Source organism: Streptomyces sp. col6 (assembly GCF_008042035.1).
Classification (GTDB): domain Bacteria; phylum Actinomycetota; class Actinomycetes; order Streptomycetales; family Streptomycetaceae; genus Streptomyces.
Window position 1 is genome coordinate 1,728,955 of sequence record NZ_RDBL01000006.1, and the last position, 26,683, is coordinate 1,755,637.

The 26,683-nt window shown below is 70.0% G+C and carries 20 protein-coding genes; 15 read left to right on the top strand and 5 right to left on the bottom strand.

Annotated features, from left to right (window positions below):
- The first annotated feature begins 117 nt into the window (after positions 1–117).
- Positions 118–3,021: a vitamin B12-dependent ribonucleotide reductase gene (locus EAO73_RS11710; protein ID WP_147971300.1), complete on the top strand. Its 2,904-nt coding sequence runs from the start codon at positions 118–120 to the stop codon at positions 3,019–3,021.
- A gap of 66 nt (positions 3,022–3,087) precedes the next feature.
- Here EAO73_RS11710 and EAO73_RS11715 read toward each other — a convergent pair whose 3' ends face one another.
- On the bottom strand, positions 3,088–3,624 hold the full coding sequence (locus EAO73_RS11715) for a TerD family protein (protein ID WP_147971301.1): 537 nt from the start codon (positions 3,622–3,624) through the stop codon (positions 3,088–3,090).
- A gap of 192 nt (positions 3,625–3,816) precedes the next feature.
- Between EAO73_RS11715 and EAO73_RS11720 the strand changes: the two genes are divergently transcribed.
- From EAO73_RS11720 to EAO73_RS11735, 4 genes are all read left to right on the top strand, one after another.
- Positions 3,817–4,422 (top strand): YdbC family protein, encoded by a 606-nt coding sequence (locus EAO73_RS11720; RefSeq protein WP_147971302.1) that lies wholly within the window; start codon positions 3,817–3,819, stop codon positions 4,420–4,422.
- Between the two features lie 88 nt (positions 4,423–4,510).
- Positions 4,511–5,170 carry a histidine phosphatase family protein gene (locus EAO73_RS11725; RefSeq protein ID WP_147971303.1) on the top strand — a complete coding sequence of 220 codons (660 nt, stop codon included), beginning with the start codon at positions 4,511–4,513 and terminating at the stop codon, positions 5,168–5,170.
- A gap of 10 nt (positions 5,171–5,180) precedes the next feature.
- Positions 5,181–6,107: an ADP-ribosylglycohydrolase family protein gene (locus EAO73_RS11730; protein WP_147971304.1), complete on the top strand. Its 927-nt coding sequence runs from the start codon at positions 5,181–5,183 to the stop codon at positions 6,105–6,107.
- 363 nt (positions 6,108–6,470) lie between these two features.
- Positions 6,471–8,309 (top strand): DUF4153 domain-containing protein, encoded by a 1,839-nt coding sequence (locus EAO73_RS11735; RefSeq protein ID WP_412074576.1) that lies wholly within the window; start codon positions 6,471–6,473, stop codon positions 8,307–8,309.
- Positions 8,310–8,399: 90 nt separating this feature from the next.
- Here the strand turns inward: EAO73_RS11735 and EAO73_RS11740 are convergent, their stop codons facing one another.
- The gene (locus EAO73_RS11740; RefSeq protein WP_147971305.1) at positions 8,400–9,953 is read right to left on the bottom strand and encodes an MFS transporter; all 1,554 of its coding nucleotides are present in this window, start codon (positions 9,951–9,953) and stop codon (positions 8,400–8,402) included.
- Positions 9,954–10,192: 239 nt separating this feature from the next.
- On the opposite strand from EAO73_RS11740, the gene EAO73_RS11745 reads away from it, so the two are divergent.
- The 3 genes from EAO73_RS11745 (at position 10,193) to EAO73_RS11755 (ending at position 12,338) form a co-directional block, all read left to right on the top strand.
- Complete coding sequence (locus EAO73_RS11745; protein ID WP_147971306.1) at positions 10,193–10,819, top strand: TetR/AcrR family transcriptional regulator; 627 nt, start codon at positions 10,193–10,195, stop codon at positions 10,817–10,819.
- 130 nt (positions 10,820–10,949) lie between these two features.
- Positions 10,950–11,660 carry a ribonuclease HII gene (locus EAO73_RS11750; protein ID WP_147971307.1) on the top strand — a complete coding sequence of 237 codons (711 nt, stop codon included), beginning with the start codon at positions 10,950–10,952 and terminating at the stop codon, positions 11,658–11,660.
- 60 nt (positions 11,661–11,720) lie between these two features.
- Positions 11,721–12,338 carry a hypothetical protein gene (locus EAO73_RS11755; RefSeq protein WP_191133995.1) on the top strand — a complete coding sequence of 206 codons (618 nt, stop codon included), beginning with the start codon at positions 11,721–11,723 and terminating at the stop codon, positions 12,336–12,338.
- 103 nt (positions 12,339–12,441) lie between these two features.
- Here the strand turns inward: EAO73_RS11755 and EAO73_RS11760 are convergent, their stop codons facing one another.
- Complete coding sequence (locus EAO73_RS11760) at positions 12,442–13,071, bottom strand: hypothetical protein (protein WP_147971308.1); 630 nt, start codon at positions 13,069–13,071, stop codon at positions 12,442–12,444.
- Positions 13,072–13,289: 218 nt separating this feature from the next.
- A complete protein-coding gene (locus tag EAO73_RS11765) occupies positions 13,290–15,461 on the bottom strand; it encodes a RecQ family ATP-dependent DNA helicase (protein ID WP_147971309.1) in 2,172 nt (723 codons plus the stop codon).
- A gap of 110 nt (positions 15,462–15,571) precedes the next feature.
- Between EAO73_RS11765 and EAO73_RS11770 the strand changes: the two genes are divergently transcribed.
- The 6 genes from EAO73_RS11770 (at position 15,572) to EAO73_RS11795 (ending at position 23,765) form a co-directional block, all read left to right on the top strand.
- Positions 15,572–16,876: a DUF4192 domain-containing protein gene (locus EAO73_RS11770; protein ID WP_147971310.1), complete on the top strand. Its 1,305-nt coding sequence runs from the start codon at positions 15,572–15,574 to the stop codon at positions 16,874–16,876.
- Between the two features lie 144 nt (positions 16,877–17,020).
- Complete coding sequence (locus tag EAO73_RS11775) at positions 17,021–17,785, top strand: NUDIX hydrolase (RefSeq protein WP_147971311.1); 765 nt, start codon at positions 17,021–17,023, stop codon at positions 17,783–17,785.
- Positions 17,786–18,009: 224 nt separating this feature from the next.
- Complete coding sequence (locus tag EAO73_RS11780) at positions 18,010–19,836, top strand: ATP-binding cassette domain-containing protein (protein ID WP_147971312.1); 1,827 nt, start codon at positions 18,010–18,012, stop codon at positions 19,834–19,836.
- Positions 19,837–20,016: 180 nt separating this feature from the next.
- On the top strand, positions 20,017–20,883 hold the full coding sequence (locus EAO73_RS11785) for a FadR/GntR family transcriptional regulator (protein ID WP_318153256.1): 867 nt from the start codon (positions 20,017–20,019) through the stop codon (positions 20,881–20,883).
- A 323-nt stretch (positions 20,884–21,206) separates the two neighbouring features.
- Positions 21,207–22,757 carry an RNA polymerase sigma factor gene (locus EAO73_RS11790; RefSeq protein ID WP_147971314.1) on the top strand — a complete coding sequence of 517 codons (1,551 nt, stop codon included), beginning with the start codon at positions 21,207–21,209 and terminating at the stop codon, positions 22,755–22,757.
- A gap of 177 nt (positions 22,758–22,934) precedes the next feature.
- Entirely contained in the window at positions 22,935–23,765 is an 831-nt protein-coding gene (locus tag EAO73_RS11795; protein ID WP_147971315.1) for a S1 family peptidase, read from the top strand.
- A gap of 106 nt (positions 23,766–23,871) precedes the next feature.
- Here the strand turns inward: EAO73_RS11795 and EAO73_RS11800 are convergent, their stop codons facing one another.
- Complete coding sequence (locus tag EAO73_RS11800; protein ID WP_147971316.1) at positions 23,872–24,102, bottom strand: hypothetical protein; 231 nt, start codon at positions 24,100–24,102, stop codon at positions 23,872–23,874.
- A 434-nt stretch (positions 24,103–24,536) separates the two neighbouring features.
- Here EAO73_RS11800 and EAO73_RS11805 point away from each other — a divergent pair, with 434 nt between their 5' ends.
- Complete coding sequence (locus EAO73_RS11805) at positions 24,537–26,657, top strand: DNA gyrase/topoisomerase IV subunit B (protein ID WP_147971317.1); 2,121 nt, start codon at positions 24,537–24,539, stop codon at positions 26,655–26,657.
- Positions 26,658–26,683 lie beyond the last annotated feature (26 nt).

Below are 26,683 nucleotides of genomic sequence, written 5' to 3' on the forward strand. Positions count from 1 at the left end.
CTGGACCTTGCTCCGGGCGACGTATGAGGAATACGGCGGCCGAAGCATCAGACACACACTGTGCCCGGGGAAGTTCTCGGCACTTCAGGGCGTTTTTGCCCACATATGGGAGGCGGCATGACAGAGACGGCGAGCGGCCCGGCACGAGGTTCCCGCACCAAGGGGACCAAGTCGACTGCGTCCAAGCAGGGCCTGCGTATCGAGCGCATCCACACCACCCCCGGCGTGCATCCGTACGACGAGGTGACCTGGGAGCGCCGTGACGTCGTCATGACCAACTGGCGCGACGGCTCGATCAACTTCGAGCAGCGTGGCGTCGAGTTCCCCGACTTCTGGTCGGTGAACGCGGTCAACATCGTCACCAGCAAGTACTTCCGGGGCGCCGTGGGCACCCCGCAGCGCGAGACCGGTCTCAAGCAGCTGATCGACCGGATCGTCAAGACGTACCGGAAGGCCGGCGAGGACTACCAGTACTTCTCTTCCCCCGCCGACGCGGAGATCTTCGAGCACGAGCTGGCGTACGCCCTCCTGCACCAGATCTTCAGCTTCAACTCCCCGGTGTGGTTCAACGTCGGTACGCCCCAGCCGCAGCAGGTCTCCGCCTGCTTCATCCTGGCCGTCGACGACTCCATGGAGTCGATCCTCGACTGGTACAAGGAAGAGGGCATGATCTTCAAGGGCGGCTCCGGGGCCGGCCTGAACCTCTCCCGTATCCGTTCCTCCAAGGAACTCCTCTCCTCCGGCGGCAACGCCTCCGGTCCCGTCTCCTTCATGCGGGGCGCCGACGCCTCCGCCGGAACGATCAAGTCCGGTGGCGCCACCCGCCGTGCGGCCAAGATGGTCATCCTCGACGTCGACCACCCCGACATCGAGAACTTCATCGAGACCAAGGTGAAGGAGGAGGAGAAGATCCGCGCCCTGCGCGACGCGGGCTTCGACATGGACCTGGGCGGCGACGACATCACGTCCGTCCAGTACCAGAACGCCAACAACTCGGTCCGCGTGAACGACGAGTTCATGAAGGCCGTCGAGTCGGGCGGCAAGTTCGGGCTGCGCGCCCGGATGACCGGTGACGTCATCGAAGAGGTCGAGGCCAAGTCCCTCTTCCGCAAGATGGCCGAGGCCGCCTGGGCCTGTGCCGACCCGGGCATCCAGTACGACGACACGATCAACCACTGGCACACCTGCCCCGAGTCCGGCCGGATCAACGGCTCGAACCCGTGCAGCGAGTACATGCACCTGGACAACACCTCGTGCAACCTCGCCTCGCTGAACCTGATGAAGTTCCTCAAGGACGACGGCAAGGGCAACCAGTCCTTCGAGTCCGAGCGCTTCGCCAAGGTCGTCGAGCTGGTCATCACCGCGATGGACATCTCCATCTGCTTCGCCGACTTCCCGACCGAGAAGATCGGCGAGAACACCCGCGCCTTCCGCCAGCTCGGCATCGGCTACGCCAACCTCGGCGCCCTGCTGATGGCGACCGGCCACGCGTACGACAGCGACGGCGGCCGCGCGCTCGCCGGCGCCATCACCTCGCTGATGACCGGCACCTCGTACAAGCGCTCCGCCGAGCTGGCCGCCGTCGTCGGCCCGTACGACGGCTACGCCCGCAACGCCGAGCCGCACCAGCGCGTCATGAAGCAGCACGCCGACGCCAACGCCGTGGCCGTCCACGCCGACGACCTGGACAACCCGATCTGGGCCGCCGCGACGGAGGCCTGGCAGGACGTGATCCGGCTCGGCGCGAAGAACGGTTTCCGTAACGCGCAGGCCTCGGTCATCGCGCCCACCGGCACCATCGGTCTCGCCATGTCCTGCGACACCACCGGCCTCGAGCCCGACCTCGCCCTGGTCAAGTTCAAGAAGCTGGTCGGCGGCGGCTCGATGCAGATCGTCAACGGCACCGTCCCGCAGGCCCTGCGCCGCCTGGGCTACCAGGAGGAGCAGATCGAGGCGATCGTCGCCCACATCGCCGAGAACGGCAATGTGATCGACGCCCCCGGCCTGAAGACCGAGCACTACGAGGTCTTCGACTGCGCGATGGGCGAGCGTTCCATCTCCGCGATGGGTCACGTGCGCATGATGGCGGCCATCCAGCCGTGGATCTCCGGCGCGCTCTCCAAGACGGTGAACCTGCCGGAGACGGCCACCGTCGAGGACGTCGAAGAGGTCTACTTCGAGGCGTGGAAGATGGGCGTCAAGGCGCTCGCGATCTACCGCGACAACTGCAAGGTCGGCCAGCCCCTCTCCGCCAAGACCAAGGAGAAGGAGAAGGAGGCCGTCACGGCCAAGGCCGAGGACACCATCCGTACCGCGGTCGAGAAGGTCGTCGAGTACCGCCCGGTCCGCAAGCGTCTGCCCAAGGGCCGTCCCGGCATCACCACCTCGTTCACGGTGGGCGGCGCCGAGGGCTACATGACCGCCAACTCCTACCCGGACGACGGCCTGGGCGAGGTCTTCCTGAAGATGTCCAAGCAGGGCTCGACCCTCGCGGGCATGATGGACGCCTTCTCCATCGCCGTCTCGGTCGGCCTGCAGTACGGCGTTCCGCTGGAGACCTACGTCTCGAAGTTCACCAACATGCGCTTCGAGCCGGCCGGCATGACGGACGACCCGGACGTGCGGATGGCGCAGTCGATCGTCGACTACATCTTCCGCCGCCTGGCGCTCGACTTCCTGCCCTTCGAGACCCGCTCCGCCCTCGGCATCCACTCCGCCGAGGAGCGTCAGCGCCACCTCGACACCGGCTCCTACGAGCCGACGTTCGAGGAGGAGCAGCTGGAGGCCGAGACCCTGGCCCAGACCGCCCCGGTGCGGACGGAGCCGCTGAAGGCGGTCGCCCCGGTCCAGGAGACCGAGAAGTCCGAGCCGAGGACCGCGCACACCTCGGCGGAGCTCGTCGAGATGCAGCTCGGCATCAGCGCGGACGCGCCGCTCTGCTTCTCCTGCGGCACGAAGATGCAGCGCGCGGGCTCCTGCTACATCTGCGAGGGCTGCGGTTCCACCAGCGGCTGCAGCTGACAGACGCGTGTGAGTGCGGGCAGATCCTCTCCGGAGGGCCTGCCCGCACTCGCTCGTACGCGGCTCCTACGCGCCGAACGCGCGGCCACCCATCGCGGCGGCGAACTCGTCGGGTTCGCCGTCGAAGCCCCGGACGGTGCCGTGGAAGTGCCAGCCGCCGGATTCGTCCCGTACGAATTCGGCCACGACGGCCGCTGTGGCGGCGCCCACCGAGGAGAAGTCGTCCTCGGCCAGCGTCGTATAGCCCTCGCGGATCTGGACACCGGTGTGCTCTATGGCGCCGAACGTCTTGCGGCCGTCGCGCTGCTGGATGGCGACGCCGACGACGACCCGGGCGTAGGCGTCGGACAGCCGGTCCAGTTCCAGCGTCATCACCTCGTCGTAGCCGAGCCCCTGACCGGTCCTGCTGTCACGGTTGAGCGTGATCGTGCCGTCGGGCGCCCGGCTGTCGAAGTGCACGAGGTACGCCGGACTGCCGTACGGCTCGTCCGCCGGGTAGGTCGCCGCGATGATGTCGAGGTCGTTGGGCGCCTCGCCCTGGTCGCTTGGATCCCACTTGATCCGCACCTCGACCTTTTCGAAATCCTTGTTGGGGGTGCTCATCGGACTTCCCTCCTGCGCGTGGGGACGGCGCCCCGGTTCCGTCCCCCCGATCATGTCGGCAACTTCCCGCCGAACCAACCGGCTTGGGGACGAGCGGCTGAAACGGGCCAGGATCGGGCGGGAGACGGCCGGTTCCCGCGGACTCCGTGGGAGCGTGACCCACGCCACGCCCGGCGGCCGTACGATGGCGCCGTGCTGGTCAAGTGGATTCGCTGCAGTGTGTCGGACCGTCGGGGTTTCGAACGGGGGCAGCGGAAATGGGCGGGGCTGCTGGGTGAGCCGGGGTTCAGGGGACAGGGCGGCGGCTGGAGCCGCGGCCGGCCGGAGGTGGCGCACGTCTTCGCCTTCTGGGAGAACCGGGTCTTCTACGACTCCTTCATGGCGCGGGGCCACGATGCCCTGGCCGCGGCGCAGGCCGGCACCTGTCAGGACATCCAGGTCAAGCTGTTCGAGTACCGCTTCGACGTGAAGACCGGATTCGAACCCCGCTTCACGGACGCGGACGTGCTCAGGGTGGCCCACAGCCGGGTCCACGAGGGCCGCGTCGAACACTTCGCGCTGATGCAGCAGCGGGTGTGGAACCCCGCGATGGCGGGATCGCCCGGGATGCTGCGGGGGATCTTCGGCGAGGCCCCCGGCCACGAGTTCCTGGTCCTGTCGATGTGGCAGTCCAGCGCGGAACGCGGAAAGTACCGGCCGGGGAGCGTCGACCGGCTCTCGCAGCGCGCCGGGACCGAGGAGGACGTGGCCGCGCTGGAGGGCGACGTCGTGCAGCTCGAGCCGTCCTGGACGGTGTGACATTCCGGGAGCCGGGCGGACCGGCGACATACACGGGCGAATTCCGGACAGGCGCTCGAACGTCGGCGACTCGATCTAGGGTCGTTGTATGGCACGACCGCAACGCATCGTTCTTGTCCGGCACGGCGAGTCCGAGGGCAACGCCGACGACACCGTGTACGAGCGCGAGCCCGACCACGCATTGAAGCTCACCCCCACGGGGCAGCGGCAGGCCCGCGAGACGGGGGTGCGGCTGCGCGAACTGTTCGGCGAGGAGCGGGTGAGCGTGTACGTCTCCCCCTACCGGCGCACCCACGAGACGTTCGCCTCCCTCGGCCTGGACGCCGGGCAGGTGCGGGTCCGCGAGGAGCCGAGGCTGCGCGAACAGGACTGGGGGAACTGGCAGGACCACGACGACGTGCGGCTGCAGAAGGCCTACCGGGACGCCTACGGCCACTTCTTCTACCGCTTCGCCCAGGGCGAGTCCGGAGCGGACGTCTACGACAGGGTCGGCGCCTTCCTGGAGAGCCTGCACCGGAGCTTCGAGGCCCCCGACCACCCGCCGAACGTTCTCCTGGTGACCCACGGTCTGACCATGCGGCTCTTCTGCATGCGCTGGTTCCACTGGTCCGTGGCCGAATTCGAATCGCTTTCCAACCCCGGGAACGGGGAATCACGGACGCTGCTCCTCGGCAGGAACGGGCGGTACACGCTCGACCGTCCCTTCGAGCGCTGGCGTACTCCTGAGCCGTACGGCATCACCGGATAGAGTGGTAGCGATGACCGAATCCGCTTCCGACCAGCGCCTCGAACGCGCCCTTGCCAGCCTGCGGGGCCTGTCCCTGGGAGACGCCCTGGGCTCCCAGTTCTTCGTGCCCGCCAACTACCCGCTCCTCAAGGACCGCGCCCTCCCGCCCGGACCGTGGCAGTGGACCGACGACACGGAGATGGCCTGTTCCGTCGTCGCCGTGCTCCGCGAGCACGGCCGGATCGACCAGGACGCCCTCGCCCACTCGTTCGCACACCGTCACGACTTCGACCGGGGATACGGCCCCGCCGTGAACCGCATGCTCCGCCTGGTCCGCGAGGGCGGCGACTGGCGTGAGCTCGCCTCCTCCCTGTTCAACGGACAGGGCAGCTGGGGCAACGGCTCGTCGATGCGCATCGCGCCGCTGGGCGCCTGGTACGCGGACGACCCCGAGCAGGCCACCCACCAGGCCGAGATCTCCTCGTACACCACGCACCAGCACCGGGAGGCCGTCGTCGGCGCGATGGCAGTCGCGGCTGCCGCGGCGCTCGTCGCCGCACCGTCCGGGCCGCCCGCCCCCGCGGACCTGCTGGACGGGGTCGTCGCGCTCATTCCGCGCAGCGCCGTCGGTGCCGGACTGCGCCGGGCCCGCGACATGCTGGACTACGAGGACGCGGGCACCGTCGCGGCGGTCCTCGGCAACGGGCGCCGGACCAGTGCGCACGACACCGTCCCGTTCGCCCTGTGGTCGGCGGCGCGGAGCCTCGGCGACTTCGAGCAGGCCTTCTGGGTGACCGCCCAGGCCGGCGGCGACGTGGACACCACCTGCGCGATCGTCGGCGGCGTGGTCGCGGCGGGTAGGGCGGGCGGGCCCCCTGAGCACTGGACGGCCCAGACGGAAGCCCTGCCGGAGTGGACGTCCGGGGCGGACGCACTGCCGGACGGGCCGAAGCGCTAGCCGGTACGGGTGAAGCGGCAGGCGGTACGGGTGAAGCAGCAGCCGGGCCCGGTGAGGCGGTAGCCGGGCCGCTGCCTCAACTGTCACGGTCCTGCCACAGCGCGGCCTCTCGCGGCTGACGGCCGTCACGCGGGGTTACTCTTTCGGCCACGCCGCCCTCGGTGATCATGACGACGGGTGCGCACCGAATGAGACGCCGGGGGGCCGCGCGCTGCCCAGGGCACGCGTGAGCGGACCCCGGTGGGGAGGGGTCCCGTGTCCGAAATACCGTCAGATTCATCCCGGCCCGAACCTGCGCCTGAGGAGCGCGCCTCGTCCCGGCCCACGCCGGACACCTCGGGGCCGCAGACTCCGGAGGATCGTTTGCCGGAGGGCGCGGGGGAGCCGGGCCGGCCCGCGCCGGGGGCCGGGGCCCCGGAGACCCCGTCGCAGGGGGCGACGGGCGCGCCGGGTGACCCGGCGACCGGGCCGGCCACTCTGACCGGCGCCGCACAGGCCGACGGGCGCATACCCGCGCCGGCCGTGACACCTGAAGCCGTACCCGCGCCTGCGCCCGCGACCGCAGGTGCACCCCTGGGTCAGGCCACGGGCGGCACGCCCGAGCCGCCGAAGATCCCGGCCTACGCGGCGCAGCAGCCGGGCGGGCCGAGGCAGCCCAACCCCTGGGGCAAGCAGCCTCCCTCGGCAACGCCGCGGCTCCGCGCCGTGAAGCCGGGTCCCGTCCGCCCCGGCACGCTCTGGGCCGTCCTCGTGACGGCGTTGCTCAGCATGACTCTGCTCGGCGACGGCCTCGGGCTGAACCTGCTCATCGTGGCGCTGCCCGCCTCGGCCGGGGCGTACATCGCCGCACGGGCGGCCGGCCGCCGGCTCCACCCCTGGACCGCCGTGTGGGGGATCGGCGGACTGGCGCTGCTGGCCGTCCCGGCGCTCAGGGACGCCGGCTGGCCCACGTTCCTCGCTCTGGTGTCCGCTCTGGCGCTCGGCTCGCTGGCGCTCCACGGCACCAGGAGCTGGCTCGGCGTGTTCCTCGGTTCCCTGGGCCTGTTCACCTCCGTGTTCGAATCGCCGGGCTGGGGTCTCCGGGGAGTCCGCGAGCGGATGTCCGGCTCCCGGGGCCGGTTCGGCGTCGTGTTCCGGTCCGCCGCCGTGGCCGTCGTCCTGCTCATCGTGTTCGGTGCGCTCTTCGCGAGCGCGGACGCCGCCTTCGCGGACCTGCTGGGCAGCCTGACCCCCGATGTGTCCGTCGGAGACAGCCCGTGGCGGTTCTTCCTGGGCCTCCTCGGCCTCATCGGCGCGCTCGCCGCTGCCTACACGGCTGCCGCACCGGTCCGCTGGGACGAGCTGACCGTACGTCCTGGCAGGGCACGCGGGCGGTTGGAGTGGGCCCTCCCGCTGATCGTGCTGAACCTCCTCTTCGCCGCCTTCCTCGCCATTCAGCTCACGGTGTTGCTCGGCGGATACGACAAGGTGATGGCCGAGACGGATCTCAGCTACTCCGAGTACGCCCGCCAGGGCTTCTGGCAGTTGCTCTGGGCCACCGTGCTCACACTCGGCGTCATCGCGCTCGCCCTCCGCTGGGCCCCGCGCGGAGGTGCCCGGGACCGCACGCTCGTCCGCGGCGTGCTCGGCACCCTGTGCCTGCTCACACTCGTCGTGGTCGCCTCGGCCCTCCGGCGTATGGACCTCTATGTCGACGCGTACGGCCTGACTCGGTTGCGGATCTCCGTGGCCGCGGTGGAGCTCTGGCTCGGTGTGGTCCTCGTGCTGATCATGGCGGCCGGAGTGTTCGGTCCCCGGCTGCTGCCGCGCGCGGTCGCCGCGAGCGCCGCCGTCGGCGTGCTGGCCTTCGGCCTCGTCTCGCCCGACGGCCTGATCGCCGAGCAGAACGTCCAGCGCTACCGCAACGATCACTCCATCGACATCGAGTACCTCAAGGGCCTGTCGGCCGACGCGGCACCGGCCCTCGACACCCTGCCCGAACCCTTGCGTTCCTGTGCGCTGCAGGACATCCAGCGAGCGCTCCGGGATTCCGGCGAGCCCTGGTACGCGATGAGCTGGGGCGAGAAGCGGGCCCGGGACATCCTCGGCGACTGGGACCCCGGCTTCCGCGCGCTCGACTGCCGCGGGCTGAGTTCGGGCGACAACGGAGACGAGCGCGGCGGCGGGACGGGCGACGCCTACGACCCGTACGACCCGTACTGATCAACTCCGCACACGAGTTCGGTGATGCTGCGGGCCGTCCCCTTGGGGGCGGCCCGCAGCCGTGCTTCGCGTCCGCGCGCCGGCCGTACGCTAGGCCGCCGGTCCTCCGGCAGCCGCCTTGCCGCTCAGCGCGTCCAGATCGCTCTTGCGCACGCGGATGACCAGCAGCGCGGTCAGCAGGGCGAGAGCGGCCATGGCCACCGCCGCGAGGAATGCGGTGGATATGCCCTCGGTGAGCACTGCGTGGCCCCAGTTCCCGGGCAGTTCACGGCTCTTGGCGAACTGCGCCTTCTGCTCCGGGGACGCTTCTGCCAGGAACTTTGGCACCTGCTTCTCGGCCTCGTTGCGACTGGCGGTGCCGAAGACCGTGACCAGGATGGACAGCCCCAGCGAGCCGCCCACCTGCTGGCTCGCGTTCAGCAGACTGGAGGCCGCACCCGCCTCGTGCTGAGCGACTCCGGAGACCGCGGTCAGGGTGAGCGTCACGAAGTTCAGCCCCATGCCGAAGCTGAACACGAGCATCGGGCCGAGAACCCCGGCCAGGTAGGAGCTGTCCGGGGAGATGAACGTGAGCCAGAACAGGCCCGCACCGGCGAGTGCGGAACCCGTGATCATGAACGGCTTCGGCCCCAGGACCGGGAGGAACCGCTGCGAGAGCCCCGCTCCGATGATGATCGAGACGGTCACGGGCAGGAAGGCCAGGCCGGATTCGATGGGGCTGTAGGCCAGGACGTTCTGCACGAACAGCACGATGAAGAAGAACATGCCGAACATGGCCGCAGCCAGGCTGAGCATGATCACATACGTGCCCGAGCGGTTGCGGTCGGCGAACATCCGCAGGGGAGTGATCGGCTCCTTGGCCCTCATCTCCACCAGCACGAATGCGGCGAGCAGAAGCACCGCGGCGCCGAACGAGGCGAGGGTGAGAGAGTCCCGCCAGCCCTCCTCGGAGGCCCGGATGAACCCGTATACCAGCGAGGCCATGCCGAGGGTCGAGGTCAGGGCACCCGATATGTCGAAACGGCCCGAATGCCGGTCGGACTCGTTGATGTACATCGGAGCCAGGACCGCGATCAGCACGCCGATCGGCACGTTGACGAAGAAAACCCAGCGCCAGTCCAGCCACTCGGTGAGCATGCCGCCCGCCAGCAGTCCGATCGCACCACCGCCGGCGGAGACGGCGGCGAAGACACCGAACGCACGGTTGCGCTCGGGGCCTTCGGGAAACGTCGTGGTGATCAACGCGAGCGAGGTCGGTGAGGCGATGGCGCCGCCGATGCCCTGGAGCGCGCGGGCTGTGAGCAACTGCCAGGGCTCCTGGGCGAATCCGCCCAGGAGCGAGGCGAGGGTGAAAACGAGGATGCCGGCCATGAACACCCGGCGGCGGCCGAGGATGTCCCCGGCCCGGCCGCCGAGCAGCAGCAGACCGCCGAAGGTGAGCGTGTAGGCGCTGAGGACCCACGAGAGATCCGTGGTCGAGAAACTCAGGGCTTCCTGGATATGCGGGAGCGCGATGTTGACGATCGTGGAGTCGAGCACAACCATCAACTGACAAGCGGCGATGACGGCCAGGGCGATCCCCGGGCGGCCTTGCCGGCGTGCCGCGCCCGGGGCACTCCCTGCTTCTAACTGAGAGGTTGTCACTGAAGGTCCCCCACAAGAGAATTAGTGAACGGCTCCGTTCACTGTCCGGTCAACGGTACTGAGTCCCCTCCAGTGAACGCAAGCGTTCACTGGATCTTCGTTGCCGATATATCCGGAGCCCTCGACTCCGGCCGGGACTGCTCGATCCCGCGCCGACCCCGTCGCCTTTGCGTCCGCCGGGTTCCGACTTCCGGAAGGTTCGCGGAGGCGAACCGCACCTGTTCGATGGAGAGAAGCTCATGGTCACTTCGCGATCGGCCGCCGCCGCTCGGCAGCCGGTGGTGTCCCTGCGCCGCCGGGGGTCCGTGCTGGAACGCGCGATCCTCGACGCGGCGCTGGAAGCGCTGAGTACGGTCGGCTGGAACGGCCTGACGATGGAAGGGGTCGCCGCCGGCGCCCAGACGGGCAAGGCCGCGATCTACCGGCGCTGGTCCTCGAAGGAGGAGCTGGTCGCCGAGGCTCTGCGCAGCGGCATGCCGGCAATGGGCCGGGCCCCGGACTCGGGCAACGTCCGCGACGACCTCTACCAGCTGTGCCGGGGTATGCGCGACGCGATGCTGTCCACCTCCGGCTCGGCCCTGCGTTCCGTCATTCACGAATGCGATGCCGGAACGGCTGAACGCTTCCAGTCGGTGATTCTCGACGGTGTGATCCGGCCGTCGACCGAGCTCATCAGGGAAGTGGTGAGCAGGGGGGTCGAGCGAGGTGAGGTCCGCCCCGGTGCCCTGCGGGAACTGGCCTTCGACGTGATCCCCGCGATGATGATGTACCGCACCAAGGTGTGCGGGAGCGAGTGGGACGACGCCGAGATCGAGGCGCTGATCGACCAGGTCGCGGTGCCTGTCTTCCGCTCCGCCCCCCGCTGAGAACCCGCCCGGGGTGCCAGGCCGCGAGCCCCGCGACGACCAGCCCGGTTGGCCGCACGCCGGCATGGCGGGCCGAGGGGGCGACCCGGGGTGTTCCTGGCGCCCCCTTCGGCGTACGCTGACAGACGCCATGCCGTACGAACCACCCACGCACACCGTCGAGCGCTCACTGCGCGCCACCACCGGTGCCAAGATCGTCGCAGGTGTCGACGAGGTCGGACGCGGAGCGTGGGCGGGACCCGTCACCGTGTGCGCCGCGGTCACCGGTCTTCGCAGACCCCCCGCCGGGCTCACCGACTCCAAACTGATCAGCCCCAAGCGCCGTGCGGAACTCGCCCCGGTGCTGGAGCACTGGGTCACCGCGTACGGCGTCGGCGACTCCTCGCCCCAGGAGATCGACGAGCTGGGCATGACCGCCGCGCTACGGCTCGCCGCCGTGCGGGCCCTGGAGGCGCTGCCGGTCCGCCCGGACGCGGTGATCCTGGACGGCAAGCACGACTACCTGGGCAGCCCCTGGCAGGTCCGTACCGTCATCAAGGGCGACCAGTCCTGCATCGCGGTGGCCGCGGCATCCGTGATCGCGAAGGTCCGCAGGGACGCGATGATGGCCGAACTCGGCGCGCAGAGCGGCGAGTACGCGGACTTCGCGTTCGACGCGAATGCCGGCTACCCGTCCCCTGTGCACAGGGCCGCACTCGAGGAGCGTGGGCCGACCGCTCACCACCGCCTCTCGTGGTCCTACCTCGACGCGCTGCCCCGGTGGCAGCACCTGAAGAAGGTCCGCATCTCCGCGGAGGCGGCCGCACTGGAAAGCGGGGGCCAGCTCGGCTTCGACTTCTGATTGCGCACATGTACCCACCCGCTGATGCCCGAGGCATCGGCGTTTGATAGACAACCACCCATGCCTCTCATCCCCGAGGAGCCTCAGATTCACGAGAGCGCCCAGGGTCCCCGCGCCACCTCGGCCACCGGCCGCGCCGCGTCGACCCCTCATCCCGTACCCGGTCCGCGTACAGCGGCCATGCCGCGCCCCGGTCGTCCGGTGCCCGGCCCGCGGCCTGCGCCCCCGGCGCAGCGCCAGCACTCCACCTCCGCCCGGCCCCAGGCGGCACGGCCGGAGAATCGTTCCGCGCCGCAGCTCCAGATCATCCCTGCATCGGCCGACGGCGCGCTCGACGCCGCCGACGAGGCCGTGGACCTGCTGCTCGACTCGGGCCGCGCGCCCGGCGACATCCTCGTGCTGACCACCGGCGGACAGCACCCGTGGGCGACCCACGAGCTCTCCTTCGGTGAGGCCGCTTACTGGGCCCAGCACGAAGCGGGCGACGACGTCTTCTTCGCCGCTGCCGCCGCGGCGGGCCGGGTCAAGCCCCGGCCCGTGGTGATCGTCGCGGTCAACGGTCCGGCCGACGAGGTGGCCGCGCGGGCGCTGACCAAGGCCCGGGAGTCCGCCGGTGCGCTGCTGATCGTCTGCGGCGACCCGCAGCGCGTCAACGCCGCGCTGGGTGCCGGAGTCTGAGCCGCGACGCACGTCGTTCCACGGTGATCACGCCTCGCGGCCCGTGGTGACCAGGCGTTTTCGTGACCCGGCCACCCCGAGGGCGGTCGGGTCACGAACGTGTTCAGCGAGCGGCGGAGCGGTGCAGTGCCTGGGCCGCTCCGCCACCCGTGCGCGACGGCACCTGGTCCAGGTCCAGCACGGTGTCGGCGAGGAGGGACGGCTGTGACGTGGAGTTCGGGCGACGACCGCCCCGCCCCTCGCCCAGCACCTGCCAGCCACCGCTGGTCAGCGTGATGTAGGCGCCGCACCGCAGTCCATGCAGGGTGCAGGCGTCCCGCAGTCCCCACATCCATGCCCCGTCCTCCTCCGTCCAACGCTCGTCCCCCTCACGGCAGTAGAGCAGCACCGCGGTGCGGACGGGCGTGCGGCGGCGCAGATCGTGCGGGATGACGCGACGCAGGTGCGCCAGCAGCGAGTTCCGGAATTCCCAGCCGTCCGCCGACACCGAGCGGCGGGCGAACGAGGCGCTCGCCGTGAGGCGCTCCTCGTGGTCCAGGACGGCTACCACGGCGGTGGCAGGGGTCGGCCGATGCCTGGCGTGCAGGCCGCTGACCACCTCACGCGGGCTGCGCAGCAGAGGTATGCCGGCCGCTGCCCACTCGGCCGGTTCGAGCATCCGGGCAAGGCGGTTGGCGGAGTCGGCGGCTGTCGACATCGAAGTGGCTGCGGACGGAGCGAATCCGAAGGTCACGGTCCTCCCTTCGCATACGCGCCCACGATGCGGGCAGGGTCGGGTGAGGGCGCGCCGCGGCACAGCCCTTTCGGGCCCGCGAAAGGACCGTGCGGGGAGCGAGTCCAATTCTTCCTGGCGTATCGGCAGGCGGCAACGAGCAATTGGCGCGGCTGACGGTAATCAGCCGGAATGACACGGATATCCCTGCCCCGTCCGACCCCGGCTGACGCTTCCTGTCACGCCTGAACAGCGAGGACCAGCGGAAACACCGCATCCGCTCCCGCTCGCCGCAGCAACCGCGCCGCCACGGCGAGGGTCCAGCCGGTGTCCGAGAGATCGTCCACGAGCAGCACGGGTCCGCCCGAGGCCGTCAGGGCCTCCGACAGCTCAGGCCCGACGACCAGCCTCTCGTGGAGGGCCCGGACCCGCTGGGCGCTGTTGGTCTGCGACATCCGGATGTCATCGGCGCCCGGACCGAGGTCCACACGCCCGAGCAGCGGCATCCGCCCGACTTCGGAGATGCGCCTGCCGAGGGACTCGATGAGCTGGGGCCTGCGAGCCGATGCGACAGTGACGACGCCGACTGGGCGGGGAACCGCGTCTGTCGCCCCCGACGTCCAGCCGCCGGGACCCCTCGCCCAGTCGGCCAGCACCGACACCACGGCGTCGGCTACATCGTCCGGCACCGGTCCGTCGGGTGCCTGTGCGGCCAGCATCGGGCGCAGCCTGTTGCCCCACCCGATATCGGAGAGCCGGCCCAGCGCGCGGCCCGTACCGGAGAGTTCGGCCGCCGGGATACGGCCCTTGAGGTCGACACCGACCGACGCGAGCCCGGTCGGCCACATCTTGCGCGGCTCCACCTCCACACCGGGCCTGCCGAGCTCACCCTTCGCCGTGTCCAGCGCGGCGGCGGAGACACCCTCGTCGAACCGGGCGCCGGCACAGTTGTCGCACCGCCCGCACGCGACCGCCTCCTCGTCGTCCAGCTGGCGGCGCAGGAACTCCATCCGGCAGCCGTCCGTCGTGGCGTAGTCGCGCATCGCCTGCTGCTCGGCCGCCCGCTGACGGGCCACCCAGGCGTAGCGCTCGGAGTCGTAGACCCAGGGCTCTCCCGTCGCGGTCCAGCCACCCTTCACCCGGCGGACCGCCCCGTCGACATCGAGCACCTTGAGCATGGTCTCCAGCCGCGTGCGCCGCAGGTCGACCAGGGGCTCCAGAGCGGGCAGCGAGAGCGGCCGCCCCGCCTGCGCCAGCGCGTCGATGGTGCGCCGGACCTGTTCCTCCGGAGGGAACGCTACCGACGCGAAGTACTGCCAGATGGCTTCGTCCTCCTTGCCCGGCAGCAGCAGCACCTCGGCATGCTCGACACCGCGTCCGGCACGGCCCACCTGCTGGTAGTAGGCAATGGGGGAGGAGGGAGATCCGAGGTGTACGACGAAGCCGAGGTCGGGCTTGTCGAACCCCATGCCGAGCGCCGACGTCGCCACCAGCGCCTTGACCCGGTTGGCCAGCAGGTCGTCCTCCGCCTGCTGGCGCTCGGCGTTCTCCGTGCGGCCGGTGTAGGAGGCGACGGTGTGCCCGCACTGGCGGAGGTAGGCGGTGACCTCCTCCGCGGCAGCGACCGTCAGCGTGTAGATGATCCCCGAGCCCGGAAGCTCCTTGAGGTGGTCCCCGAGCCATGCCAGCCGGTGCGCCGCGTTGGGCAGCCGCAGCACACCGAGGCTCAGGCTCTCGCGGTCGAGCGGCCCACGCAGGACGAGCGCGTCGGTGCCGGCGCCGGTGCCCAGCTGCTCCGCCACGTCGGCGGTGACCCGGGCGTTCGCCGTGGCGGTGGTGGCGAGTACCGGGACCCCGGCGGGGAGATCGGCGAGCATCGTCCGCAGTCGTCGGTAGTCGGGCCGGAAGTCGTGGCCCCAGTCGGAGATGCAGTGCGCCTCGTCGACGACGAGCAGCCCGGTGGCCGCGGAGAGCTGGGGCAGCACATGGTCGCGGAAATCGGGATTGTTGAGCCGCTCGGGACTGACCAGCAGGACATCGACCTCACCTGCGGCCACTTCGGCCTGCACGGAGTCCCACTCCTCCGTGTTGGACGAGTTGATGGTGCGGGCGCTGATGCCGGCCCGCGCGGCTGCCGCTACCTGGTTGCGCATCAGCGCCAGCAGCGGCGAGACGATGACAGTCGGCCCGCTGCCCCGGGCGCGCAGGAGGGAGGTCGCGACGAAATACACCGCGGACTTCCCCCAGCCGGTGCGCTGGACGACCAGCGCTCTGCGCTTGTCCGCGACGAGCGCCTCGATGGCCCGCCACTGGTCCTCGCGCAGCCGGGCGGTGCCGGAGGCGTCGCCGACGAGTCGGGCCAGTACGGAATCGGCCGAAGCCCTGAGCTCTGCGCGGTCTGCGTTGGTCATGCACCCATGCAACCCGATGGATCCGACAACCGCGAACACCCGATCACTCTCTGTGGATGAGTTATCCACAGGGGGTAGCGAAAATCGGTTGCCCGCGAGACGGTCGTGCCATGAACAAGCACCCGGAATCCACCGGCCCCTCCGAAGAGCAGCAGATCACCCTGCGAGGTCCGGCCGAGCTGGCGGACGCTCTCCCGTATCTCATGGGCTTCCATCCGAACGACAGCGTGGTCATGGTCGCCCTGCACGGCGGCCGCGGCCGGTTCGGAGGGCGGCTCAGGCTCGGGATCCCGCAGTCCGCGGGAGAATGGCCCGCAGTCGCCGAGCAACTCGCCGAGTGCCTGATCAGGGGCAGTGAGCGGCGCGGCTCGCGGCCCGACGCGATCGTCGTCTTCCTCTGCCAGGACCCGGTGGACGGCGAGACGGGCAACCAGGCCATGGAGCGCCTTCGGCCGCTCGCCCAGCTGTTGCGGACAGCCTGCGGAGCGCTGGACGTGCCCGTCCTCGAAGCGCTGTGCATCTCGGGCAACCGCTTCTGGTCCTACGTGTGCCCCGATGCCCGCTGCTGCCCGGCGGAGGGCAACGCCCTGGCCATGCCCGGTACTTCGGTGATGGCGGCGGCGGCCACCTACGCGGGCGTCCAGGTTCGGGGATCGCTGCGGGAGATGGAGGCGAGGCTCATGCCGGTCACCCACACACCGAACGACGCCCAGCAGCGTGCCCTCGACTCGGCGGGCAGCGCGATGGTGCCCCTGTTGTTCGACCGGGAGCGCCGCAGGGAGGTGGGCGTAGCCACGCTCGAACTGGCCCGCCGGCTCATGGGCCGCCTCGGAAAGGCGCCCGCGGCGGCGCCCTCGCTGGCCGACATCAACGACGACCGGTTGATCACCGATGAGGAGGCCGCGTCGGTGATCCTCGGTCTCCAGGACCGGGAGACGCGCGACAGGGCGGCCGAGTGGATGGAAGGGCCGGAAGCCTATGCGGCGTTGAGGCTCTGGCGCGCGCTGGCCCGTCGCTGTGTCGCCCCGTACGAGGAACACGCCGCGGCCCCTCTCACCCTGGCGGGCTGGGTCTCCTGGTCGACGGGCGACGAACCGGCGGCGCGTGTCGCGCTGGGACTCGCCCTGCGCCTCGATCCGCACTACACCTTCGCCCAGTTGCTGCACGAGGCCTGCAACCAGGGCCTGGACCCGGAGACGCTGCGGCGCTGCCTGCGTGGTGAGCGCGGCACGCGGTCGGCCCGGCGCGGTCGGCGTACGGAACGGGTCGCGGGGGCCCGTCCCGTACGTATGCGGCCGGCCGGGCGTGCCAGGGTGCGTTCCGGTTCCAGTCGGCCCGGCCCCGCTGCGGCGGGCAGGCGACGGACCTCCCGCACCGGGGTGCAGGGGCGCCGAGGGACCAGGACCGGCCGCTGAGCCGGGTGCGGCGCCGGGCATCGGCGCCGCACCCGGGACCGGGCGGCGCCTCCTCTCCGGGTGACCGGCGGCCGGTTCCGGAAGCTTGCGAAGAGTAGAGGGGAAGGGAGTGTTTATCGTCAGGAAGACGACTATGATCACGGCATGCCGCCCTACGACCCGTCGACCTTTCCGCCGTTCGCCGTCACGGTCGACCTGGTCGTGCTCACGGTCCGCCGACACGCTTTGTGCGCACTGGTGGTGCGCCGGGGTGAAACGCCGTTCCAGGGCAGGTGGGCGCTGCCGGGAGGCTTCGTCAAGGCCGACGAGGACCTCGGGGCCGCGGCGGCGCGAGAACTCGTCGAGGAGACCGGCCTATGCGCCCAGGACCCGGCAGCCCCGGCCGTGGGCAACGGCGCACATCTGGAACAGCTCGCCACGTACGGGGATCCGGCGCGCGATCCGAGGATGAGGGTCGTCAGCGTCGCCCATCTCGCGCTGGCGCCCGATCTGCCCGCCCCGAGGGCCGGCGGCGACGCGAACAGCGCGCGATGGGCGCCTGTCGAGGATCTGCTCGGCCCCGAAGGCGGCTACGCCCCGGACGGTGAGCACCAGGCGCCCCTGGCCTTCGACCACGCGAAGATCCTCGCCGACGGGGTCGAGCGGGCGCGCTCCAAGATCGAGTACTCCTCACTGGCCACCGCTTTCTGCCCGCCCGCCTTCACGGTCGGTGAGCTGCGCCGGGTGTACGAGGCGGTGTGGGGTGTGGTGCTCGATCCCAGGAACTTCCATCGCAAGGTGACGGGCACGCCCGGTTTCCTGGTGCCCACCGGCGGGACGACCACCCGCCAGGGGGGCCGCCCCGCGCAACTGTTCCGGTCGGGAACGGCCACGGTGCTCAACCCGCCGATGCTGAGGCCCGAGGTCTAGCCGGGGCGGATCGTCACCCGACGCCTTGCCACCCCGCGGAGGACCGTCGAAGTCGGCGGGCGGCTGCGGCCTCCGGCGCCGGCCGATGGGCCTGGGCGCAGCCTCCGAAGCGCCGCGTGCACCACCCTGCGCTAAAAGTCGGATATGTCGGGTTATCGTGCTGCGGTACTCACTCGCCGCCGGGCGGCTCCGCCTTCGCCGTCCCATTTCCTGCGAGAGAAGCGATGCTCCAGGCCATCGGACTCACCAGCAACCGCTCCCGTGGACAAGCGCCCGCCGTGGACGACCTCACCTTCGACGCGGAGCAGGGCTGTGTCACCGCCCTGCTCGGGGCGCCTGGTTCCGGCAAGACCGAGGCGCTGCGGTTGATGCTCGAACTGGAGCCGGGCCGGGGCATCACCTACTTCCGGGGCAGGCCCCTGCACCGTGTGCCGCGCCCGGCCTGCGAGGTGGGAGTGGTGCTGGGTGACGTGCCGGGGCATCCCGCGCGAACGGTGCGCGGGCAACTGCGCATGCTCTGCGCCGCGGCGGGCGTCCCCGCGGTCAAGGCGGACGAACTGCTTGAGGCGGTGGGCCTCGCCGGCCTGGGGGACCAGCGCATCGGCACGCTCTCCCTCGGCATGGACCGGAGGCTGGCGCTGGCCTGTGCGTTGCTCGGTGACCCGCACACGCTGCTCCTGGACGACCCGGCGGAGGGGCTGGCGCCGAGGGAGGCGGACTGGCTGCACGGCATGCTGCGTTCCCACGCCGATCGGGGCGGAACGGTCCTGTTCGCCACCAGCGACCCCAAGGAGGCCGCGCGTTCGGCCGGGCGTGTGGTGACCATCGACGGTGGGCGCCTGATCGCCGACCAGGACGGCGCGGCCTTCTCCCGTACCCGCCTACGGCCCCGCGTCGCCGTCCGCTCCCCGCAAGCAGCTCGCCTCGCCGCGATCGTCAGCAGGGAAGCGCGAGTTGCCCGGCGCTCCGTCGAGGTCGTCGCCGAGCCCGTCGGCAACCGGCTCTCCGTGTACGGCAGCAGCTGCGCGGAAGTCGGTGACGCCGCGTTCAGGCACGGGCTCCCCGTCCACCAACTCGCTGACGAGGTGGGCGACGTGGGCCCCGTCGGCACGGTCGGAGCGCGGGCCGAGGCCGAGGGCTCCTCCACGCACACGGCCGGAACCGCCGGCCCCGGAGCCCCAGCGCGCGAAGTCTCGGCCCACACCGCCGATGCCGCCCGCCGGCCGCTCCGGCCCCACGTGCGCGGGGAGGTTCCGCCGTCCATCAGACGGCGTCCGGCGCGGGGGCCACTGTGGCCGGTCCGCTACGAACTGCGCCGCTTGTTCGGGGTGCGGACCACCACCGTGATCATGGCCGTGGTGCTGACCGCTTCCGTCGGCCTGTCCGTACTTCTGGCCCGGGGCGGTGGTACGCCGCCGGTGCATGTGATCGCCGCCTGGCCCTCGCTGTTGCCGCTTCCGCCCGCCGCGCTCGGGGCCGGACTGCTGGGAGCACTGTCCTTCGGCGACGAGTTCCGCTACCCGGCGCTGGCCGCCGGCCGGGGAACGGTGCCCCGCAGATTCGGGCTGCTCCTCGCCAAGCTGGCGGTGTCCGCGGGCGTGGCGCTCCTGCTTGCGGTCCTGGTCGTGCTGGCGTCGGCCGAGACCCTTCGCATCGTGTACGGCGGTGGCTCGCTCCACGTCCCCGCGAATGCGGCTTCGCTGGCCGTGAGCTGGTTCGGGCTGACCGTCGGCTGTGCCTGGGCCGGACTGCTGGCGGCCGGAGTCTTCCGGGTGACGGCTGCGGGCATCGCCGCCGTGCTCGCCGTACCCGTAGTGATGGTGCCGCTCGTCGAGCGGATGCCGAAGGCGTCGACCGCCCGTTCGATGGCCGGGCTTCCCGGCCGGCTGCGGGAGCTGGCCTGGTTCCAGTGGCCAGGAGCGGTGGACCGGTGGCTGCTGGCCGCGATGCGGGTCGTGGCGCATCCCGTGGGAGCGGCCCTGAGTCTGTCGTTGGCGGCTCTCGTCTGCGCGTTTCTCTTCACCAGCCTTCGCGGCAGGGTCCGTTGGTGATCGCGCGGCGTGATCGGAGGGGCGAGTTTCCATAGCCCTCTTCGAGGCGTCCGGTTTATACCAGTAAGGCGTCAATTGAGGGGCTGGTGCCGATCACCCTTTCGTGTGCTTTTCAGCAAAGACCTCAAGGGGTGGCTGGGACCCGCCGACAAAGGATGCGTGAGTACCCTTGCGCACACCATGATGACCACCGCCCGCTCCGCCGACTCCGGCCTCGCCGGTCCGGGCGAACTCGACCGATACCCGTACGCGGAGGCGCCGGCCGGCGAGCGCGCCGCCGCGCGCTCCTGGAGTGGTCCCGATGCCGAGCTCGGCCGGGTGGGCCGACGGGGATCGGCCAGCCGTGGCCGCGGACTGCACGGCCAACTTGTTCAGCAGCTGGGGCAGATGATCGTCTCCGGTGACCTCGGCGCGGACCGCCCCCTGGTGCCGGAAGAGATCGGCCAGCGTTTCGAGGTTTCCAGGACCGTCGTGCGGGAATCGCTGCGCGTGCTGGAAGCGAAGGGGCTGGTCAGCGCCCGCCCCAATGTAGGTACCCGGGTGCGGCCGGTCAGTGACTGGAATCTGCTCGATCCCGACATCATCGAATGGCGCGCCTTCGGCCCGCAGCGTGATGACCAGCGCCGCGAGCTGGGTGATCTCCGCTGGACGATCGAGCCCTTGGCGGCTCGCCTCGCCGCGGGGCATGGGCGTGAGGATATTCAGCAGCGCCTTGCCGACATGGTCGAGATCATGGGACACGCGCTCGGGCAGGGCGACATGATCACGTGTGCCCGTGCCGATGCGGAGTTCCACTCCCTGCTCATCCAGGCCGCGGGCAACCGGATGCTGGAGCACCTTTCCGGAATCGTCTCCGCCGCCCTGCAGGTCTCCGGGGGTCCGGCCACCTCGTGCGACCGGCCCAGTGAGGCATCTCTGGCCCTGCACGCACGCATTGTCGATGCGCTCGCGTCCGGTGACTCCGCGGGCGCCGAGACCGCCATGCGCCAGTTGCTGGTGGGCCACCACGAGGCGGAGCGAGTGGTGCCGGCGCCGCGCGAGCACTGACCGCGGCGCGGGCGAGGTGTACGCGCCATGTGCCGTCGGACCTGGGCGGTCCGGCGGCACAAGGGCGGGGAGATGTCACGTTAGTCGTGTTCATACCAAAATCAGGTGTGACTCGGGCCACGCGGATCGGACGTAACACTCCTCGAAACAGCGCGATGACTTAAGAGGTGACCGTCACAGAAGGAATACAGCAGCCGTTCCGGGCGCTGTGCAGTTCTGAGGCCTAGCCCGCGCCGTCGGTGCATTCCCCGCCCGGCGGTCGTCGGTTCCAGCCCTCTCCGGGCCGGGCCGGAAGCCGTTTCCATCGTTCCGAGAGGTTGTTCGTGTCGGCCAGCACATCCCGTACGCTCCCGCCGGAGATCGCCGAGTCCGAATCCGTGATGGCGCTCATTGAGCGGGGAAAGGCTGATGGGCAGATCGCCGGCGACGACGTGCGTCGGGCCTTCGAGGCTGACCAGATTCCGCCAACCCAGTGGAAGAACGTTCTGCGCAGCCTCAACCAGATCCTCGAGGAAGAGGGTGTGACGCTGATGGTCAGTGCCGCGGAGCCGTCGAAGCGCGCCCGCAAGAGCAGCGTTGCAGCGAAGAGCCCGGCCAAGCGCACCGCCACCAAGACCGTCGCGGCCAAGACCGCGGTGACACGGACTGTCGCGGCGCCCGCCGCACCGTCCGCCGAGCCCGTGGACCCGGCGGCCGAGGACGCCCCGGCGGCCGCGCCCGCGAAGAAGGCCGCAGCCAAGAAGACGGCTGCCAAGAAGACCGCCGCGAAGAAGACGGCTGCCAAGAAGACCGCCTCCAAGAAGGCCGGCAAGCAGGACGACGAGATCCTCGACGGCGACGACGTCGCCGAAGAGGTCAAGGCGGGCAAGGGCGAGGAAGAGGAGGGCGAGGGCGAGAACAAGGGCTTCGTCCTCTCCGACGACGACGAGGACGACGCGCCCGCGCAGCAGGTCGCCGTCGCCGGTGCCACGGCCGACCCGGTCAAGGACTACCTGAAGCAGATCGGCAAGGTCCCGCTCCTCAACGCCGAGCAGGAGGTCGAGCTCGCCAAGCGCATCGAGGCGGGTCTGTTCGCCGAGGACAAGCTGGCGAACGCCGACAAGCTCGCCCCCAAGCTCAAGCGCGAGCTGGAGATCATCGCCGAGGACGGCCGTCGCGCCAAGAACCACCTGCTGGAGGCCAACCTCCGTCTCGTGGTCTCGCTGGCCAAGCGCTACACCGGCCGCGGCATGCTCTTCCTGGACCTGATCCAGGAGGGCAACCTCGGTCTGATCCGCGCGGTGGAGAAGTTCGACTACACCAAGGGCTACAAGTTCTCCACGTATGCCACCTGGTGGATCCGTCAGGCGATCACCCGCGCCATGGCCGACCAGGCCCGCACCATCCGAATCCCGGTGCACATGGTCGAGGTCATCAACAAGCTCGCGCGCGTCCAGCGCCAGATGCTCCAGGACCTGGGCCGTGAGCCCACCCCGGAGGAGCTGGCCAAGGAACTCGACATGACCCCCGAGAAGGTCATCGAGGTCCAGAAGTACGGCCGTGAGCCGATCTCCCTCCACACCCCGCTGGGCGAGGACGGGGACAGCGAGTTCGGTGACCTGATCGAGGACTCCGAGGCGGTCGTGCCGGCCGACGCGGTGAGCTTCACGCTGCTCCAGGAGCAGCTGCACTCGGTGCTGGACACGCTGTCCGAGCGTGAGGCCGGTGTGGTCTCCATGCGCTTCGGGCTCACCGACGGGCAGCCGAAGACGCTGGACGAAATCGGCAAGGTCTACGGCGTGACGCGCGAGCGCATCCGACAGATCGAGTCCAAGACCATGTCGAAGCTGCGTCACCCGTCGCGGTCGCAGGTCCTGCGGGACTACCTCGACTAGGTCGACGGCGGCATTACGCGCAACGAGGGCCCGGATCCCATGGGGAACCGGGCCCTCGTACTGTGCGCCCTGATCCATGCGGGAATCACCGACGTCTCCGCACGGAGCGGAGGTGCGCATCGGCGTCGCCGGAATGACTCTGGGTAGGCATGGTCCATCACAGAGTCAGGAGTACGCATGTCCCGCACCATCGTCCGCACCATGACCGGGGCGCTCGCCCTCGCCGCCGCCACGGCCGTGATACCGCTCGCGTCCCCCGTCCCGGCGGTCGCGGACAGCATCGTCATCGGAGGTCAGCCCGCCCACGTCGCGGACAGCCCGTGGGTGGTGGCCCTGTCCAGCCGTGACCGGTTCGGGGGTACCAGGGCCGGCCAGTTCTGCGGCGGCGTCGTGGTGGAGCCGAAGAAGGTGCTCACCGCCGCGCACTGCCTGAGCCGGGAAGCCCTGGGTACCGATGTCGACCAGGTCGACGATCTTCGGATCATCTCCGGCCGGGACGAGCTGAACGGCGCGGGTGGCAAGGAGATCCCGGTGAGCGGGACGTGGGTCAATCCCGGGTTCGACGCCACCACCAACAGCGGGGACGTGGCCGTACTGACGCTCTCCGAGGCGCTGCCCGAAGGGGACACGATCCCGATGGCGAAGGCCGGTGACTCCGCGTACGAGGCGGGCACCCCGGCGGTCGTCTACGGCTGGGGTGACACCACGGGCTACGGCGACTACGCGTCGTCGCTCAGGTCGGCCCAGGTGAGCATCCTGCCCGACAGTTCGTGCGAGCAGGCCTACCCGGGCGGCAGAAACGGCGCGTACGACGCCGCATCGATGCTCTGCGCGGGCGAACCCGCGGGTGGGTACGACGCCTGCCAGGGAGACAGTGGAGGGCCTCTGGTGGCCCAGGGGCGGCTCGTGGGGCTGGTGTCGTGGGGGAACGGCTGCGGGCAGGCCGGGAGCCCCGGCGTCTACACGCGGATCTCCGCAGCCATCGGGTGGATGGCCGACGCCGGCTGACCGGCGCAGGCTCCGCGAGTACGAGAACGGGCGGCTTCCCCTCAGCGGGGAGGCCGCCCGTCGGCCGGTCCGGGACCGACCCCTGGCTCGTCGTGGATGCGAGGTGTCAGTGTTCCTCTTCGGCGGCTTGGGTCTGCACGGCCGTCAGCCGGTCCGTCTCATCCTGTATTTCCGCGGCGATCTTCTTGAGTTCCGGCTCGAACTTGCGACCGTGGTGGGCGCAGAAGAGCAGTTCACCGCCACTGATGAGCACGACGCGCAGGTAGGCCTGGGCGCCGCAACGGTCACAGCGGTCTGCTGCGGTCAGCGGGCTCGCGGGGGTCAGAACAGTAGTCACGTCGCCTCTTCTCTAGCTCGACGAGCTGTCGTACCAGGGTCAACATCCAACCAGGCCGAAAACGTTCCCGCTCGTGGCTTTTCTTCGAAACTTCTTCTCGGTATGGCTGTCTGTTGCCGGTTCGCGGCGAATGTGCCGTATTGCGTGGCGCTACGGTTTCGCGTTGCTTGGCTTGGTCAGTCCGGGCCGGCTGGCTTGCCGGTTGTTCATGAGGACGTGCCCGGAGCCTAAATGGTTCATGCCTGGAAGGGAACGTGATGTGCACGTCACTCCAAGGAGGGATCGAACAGATAAGCGAATCTGGTTTAGTCTGAGGGTTCTTCGAGGGTGGCGTTTCACCCGCTCTACCAGGCCTCGGTACCCTCACAGCGGCAACCGAAGCCGAGCCCGTGACCCACTGGGCCCCAAATGAAATTCAGCGAGGAGCGAACCGCGTGACCGCCGATACGTCCGTGCCGTCCACTGCGCTGCTGACCGGAGCAGACCGAGACGGTTCCAACTACACCGCGCGGCACCTGCTCGTACTCGAGGGGCTCGAAGCGGTTCGTAAGCGCCCTGGCATGTACATCGGGTCCACCGACAGCCGCGGTCTGATGCACTGCCTCTGGGAGATCATCGACAACTCCGTCGATGAGGCCCTCGGCGGCTACTGCGACCACATCGAGGTCGTCCTCCACGACGACAACTCCGTAGAGGTCCGCGACAACGGCCGGGGCATCCCCATCGACGTCGAGCCCAAGACCGGCTTGTCCGGTGTCGAGGTCGTGATGACCAAGCTGCACGCCGGAGGCAAGTTCGGTGGCGGCTCCTACGCCGCGTCCGGCGGGCTGCACGGCGTGGGCGCTTCCGTGGTCAACGCGCTCTCCGCCCGGCTCGACGTCGAGGTCGACCGCAACAGCGCGACCCATTCGATCAGCTTCCGGCGCGGTGTTCCGGGGATCTTTACCGAGCAGGGCCCGGACAGCCCGTTCGACCCGGCCAACGGACTGCGCAAGGGCAAGCGAGTCCCGAAGGCGCGTACCGGTACGAGGGTGCGGTACTGGGCCGACCGGCAGATCTTCCTCAAGGACGCCAAGCTCGCTCTGGAGACGCTGTACCAGCGGGCCCGCCAGACGGCCTTCCTCGTCCCCGGCCTGACCATCGTCGTGCGCGACGAGCGGGGTGTGGACGGTGCGGGCAAGACGGAGGAAACCTTCCGCTTCGACGGAGGCATCAGCGAGTTCTGCGAGTACCTCGCGCAGGACAAGGCAGTCTGCGACGTTCTGCGCCTGACCGGGCAGGGCACGTTCAAGGAGACCGTTCCGGTCCTGGACGACCGCGGCCACATGACGCCCACCGAGGTCACGCGCGAGCTGGGCGTCGACATCGCGCTGCGCTGGGGCACCGGATACGAGACGAACGTGAAGTCCTTCGTCAACATCATCGCCACCCCCAAGGGCGGCACCCACGTCACCGGCTTCGAGCGTTCCGTGACCAGGACGGTCAACGAGGTGCTGCGCTCCGCGAAGCTGCTGCGCGTGGCGGAGGACGACATCGTCAAGGACGACGCCCTGGAGGGCCTCACCGCGGTCGTGACCGTACGCCTGGCAGAGCCGCAGTTCGAAGGGCAGACGAAGGAGGTCCTCGGCACTTCGGCGGCCAACCGGATCGTCGCCAATGTCGTGGCCAAGGAGCTCAAGGCGTTCCTGACCTCCACGAAGCGGGACGCGAAGGCCCAGGCCAGGGCCGTACTCGACAAGGCGGTGGCCGCAGCCCGCACCAGGATCGCAGCCCGCCAGCACAAGGACGCCCAGCGGCGCAAGACGGCGCTGGAGTCGTCCTCGCTGCCGGCGAAGCTCGCCGACTGCCGCAGCGACGACGTGGAGCGCAGCGAGCTGTTCATCGTGGAGGGCGACTCCGCGCTGGGTACGGCGAAGCTCGCCCGGAACAGCGAGTTCCAGGCGCTGCTGCCGATCCGCGGCAAGATTCTCAACGTTCAGAAGGCGTCGGTTTCCGACATGCTGAAGAACGCCGAGTGCGGTGCGATCATCCAGGTCATAGGAGCCGGCTCCGGGCGGACCTTCGACATCGACGCCGCCCGGTACGGCAAGATCGTTCTGCTGGTCGACGCGGACGTCGACGGCGCGCACATCCGCATCCTGCTGCTGACGCTCTTCCAGCGGTACATGCGGCCGATGGTCGAGGCGGGCCGGGTCTTCGCCGCCGTGCCCCCGCTCCACCGGATCGAACTGGTCCAGCCGAAGAAGGGCCAGGACAAGTACATCTACACCTACTCGGACAACGAACTGCGCCAGCGACTGCTGGAGCTCCAGCGCAAGAACATCCGCTACAAGGACTCGATCCAGCGCTACAAGGGCCTGGGCGAGATGGACGCGGACCAGCTGGCGGAGACGACGATGGACCCGCGCCACCGCACGCTGCGGCGGATCAACATCGGTGACCTGGAATCGTCCGAGAAGGTCTTCGACCTGCTGATGGGCAACGAGGTGGCACCTCGCAAGGAGTTCATCACCAGTTCGGCGGCCACGCTGGACCGCTCGCGCATCGACGTCTGAGCGTCCGGCCCTGGGCCGGGGCGATG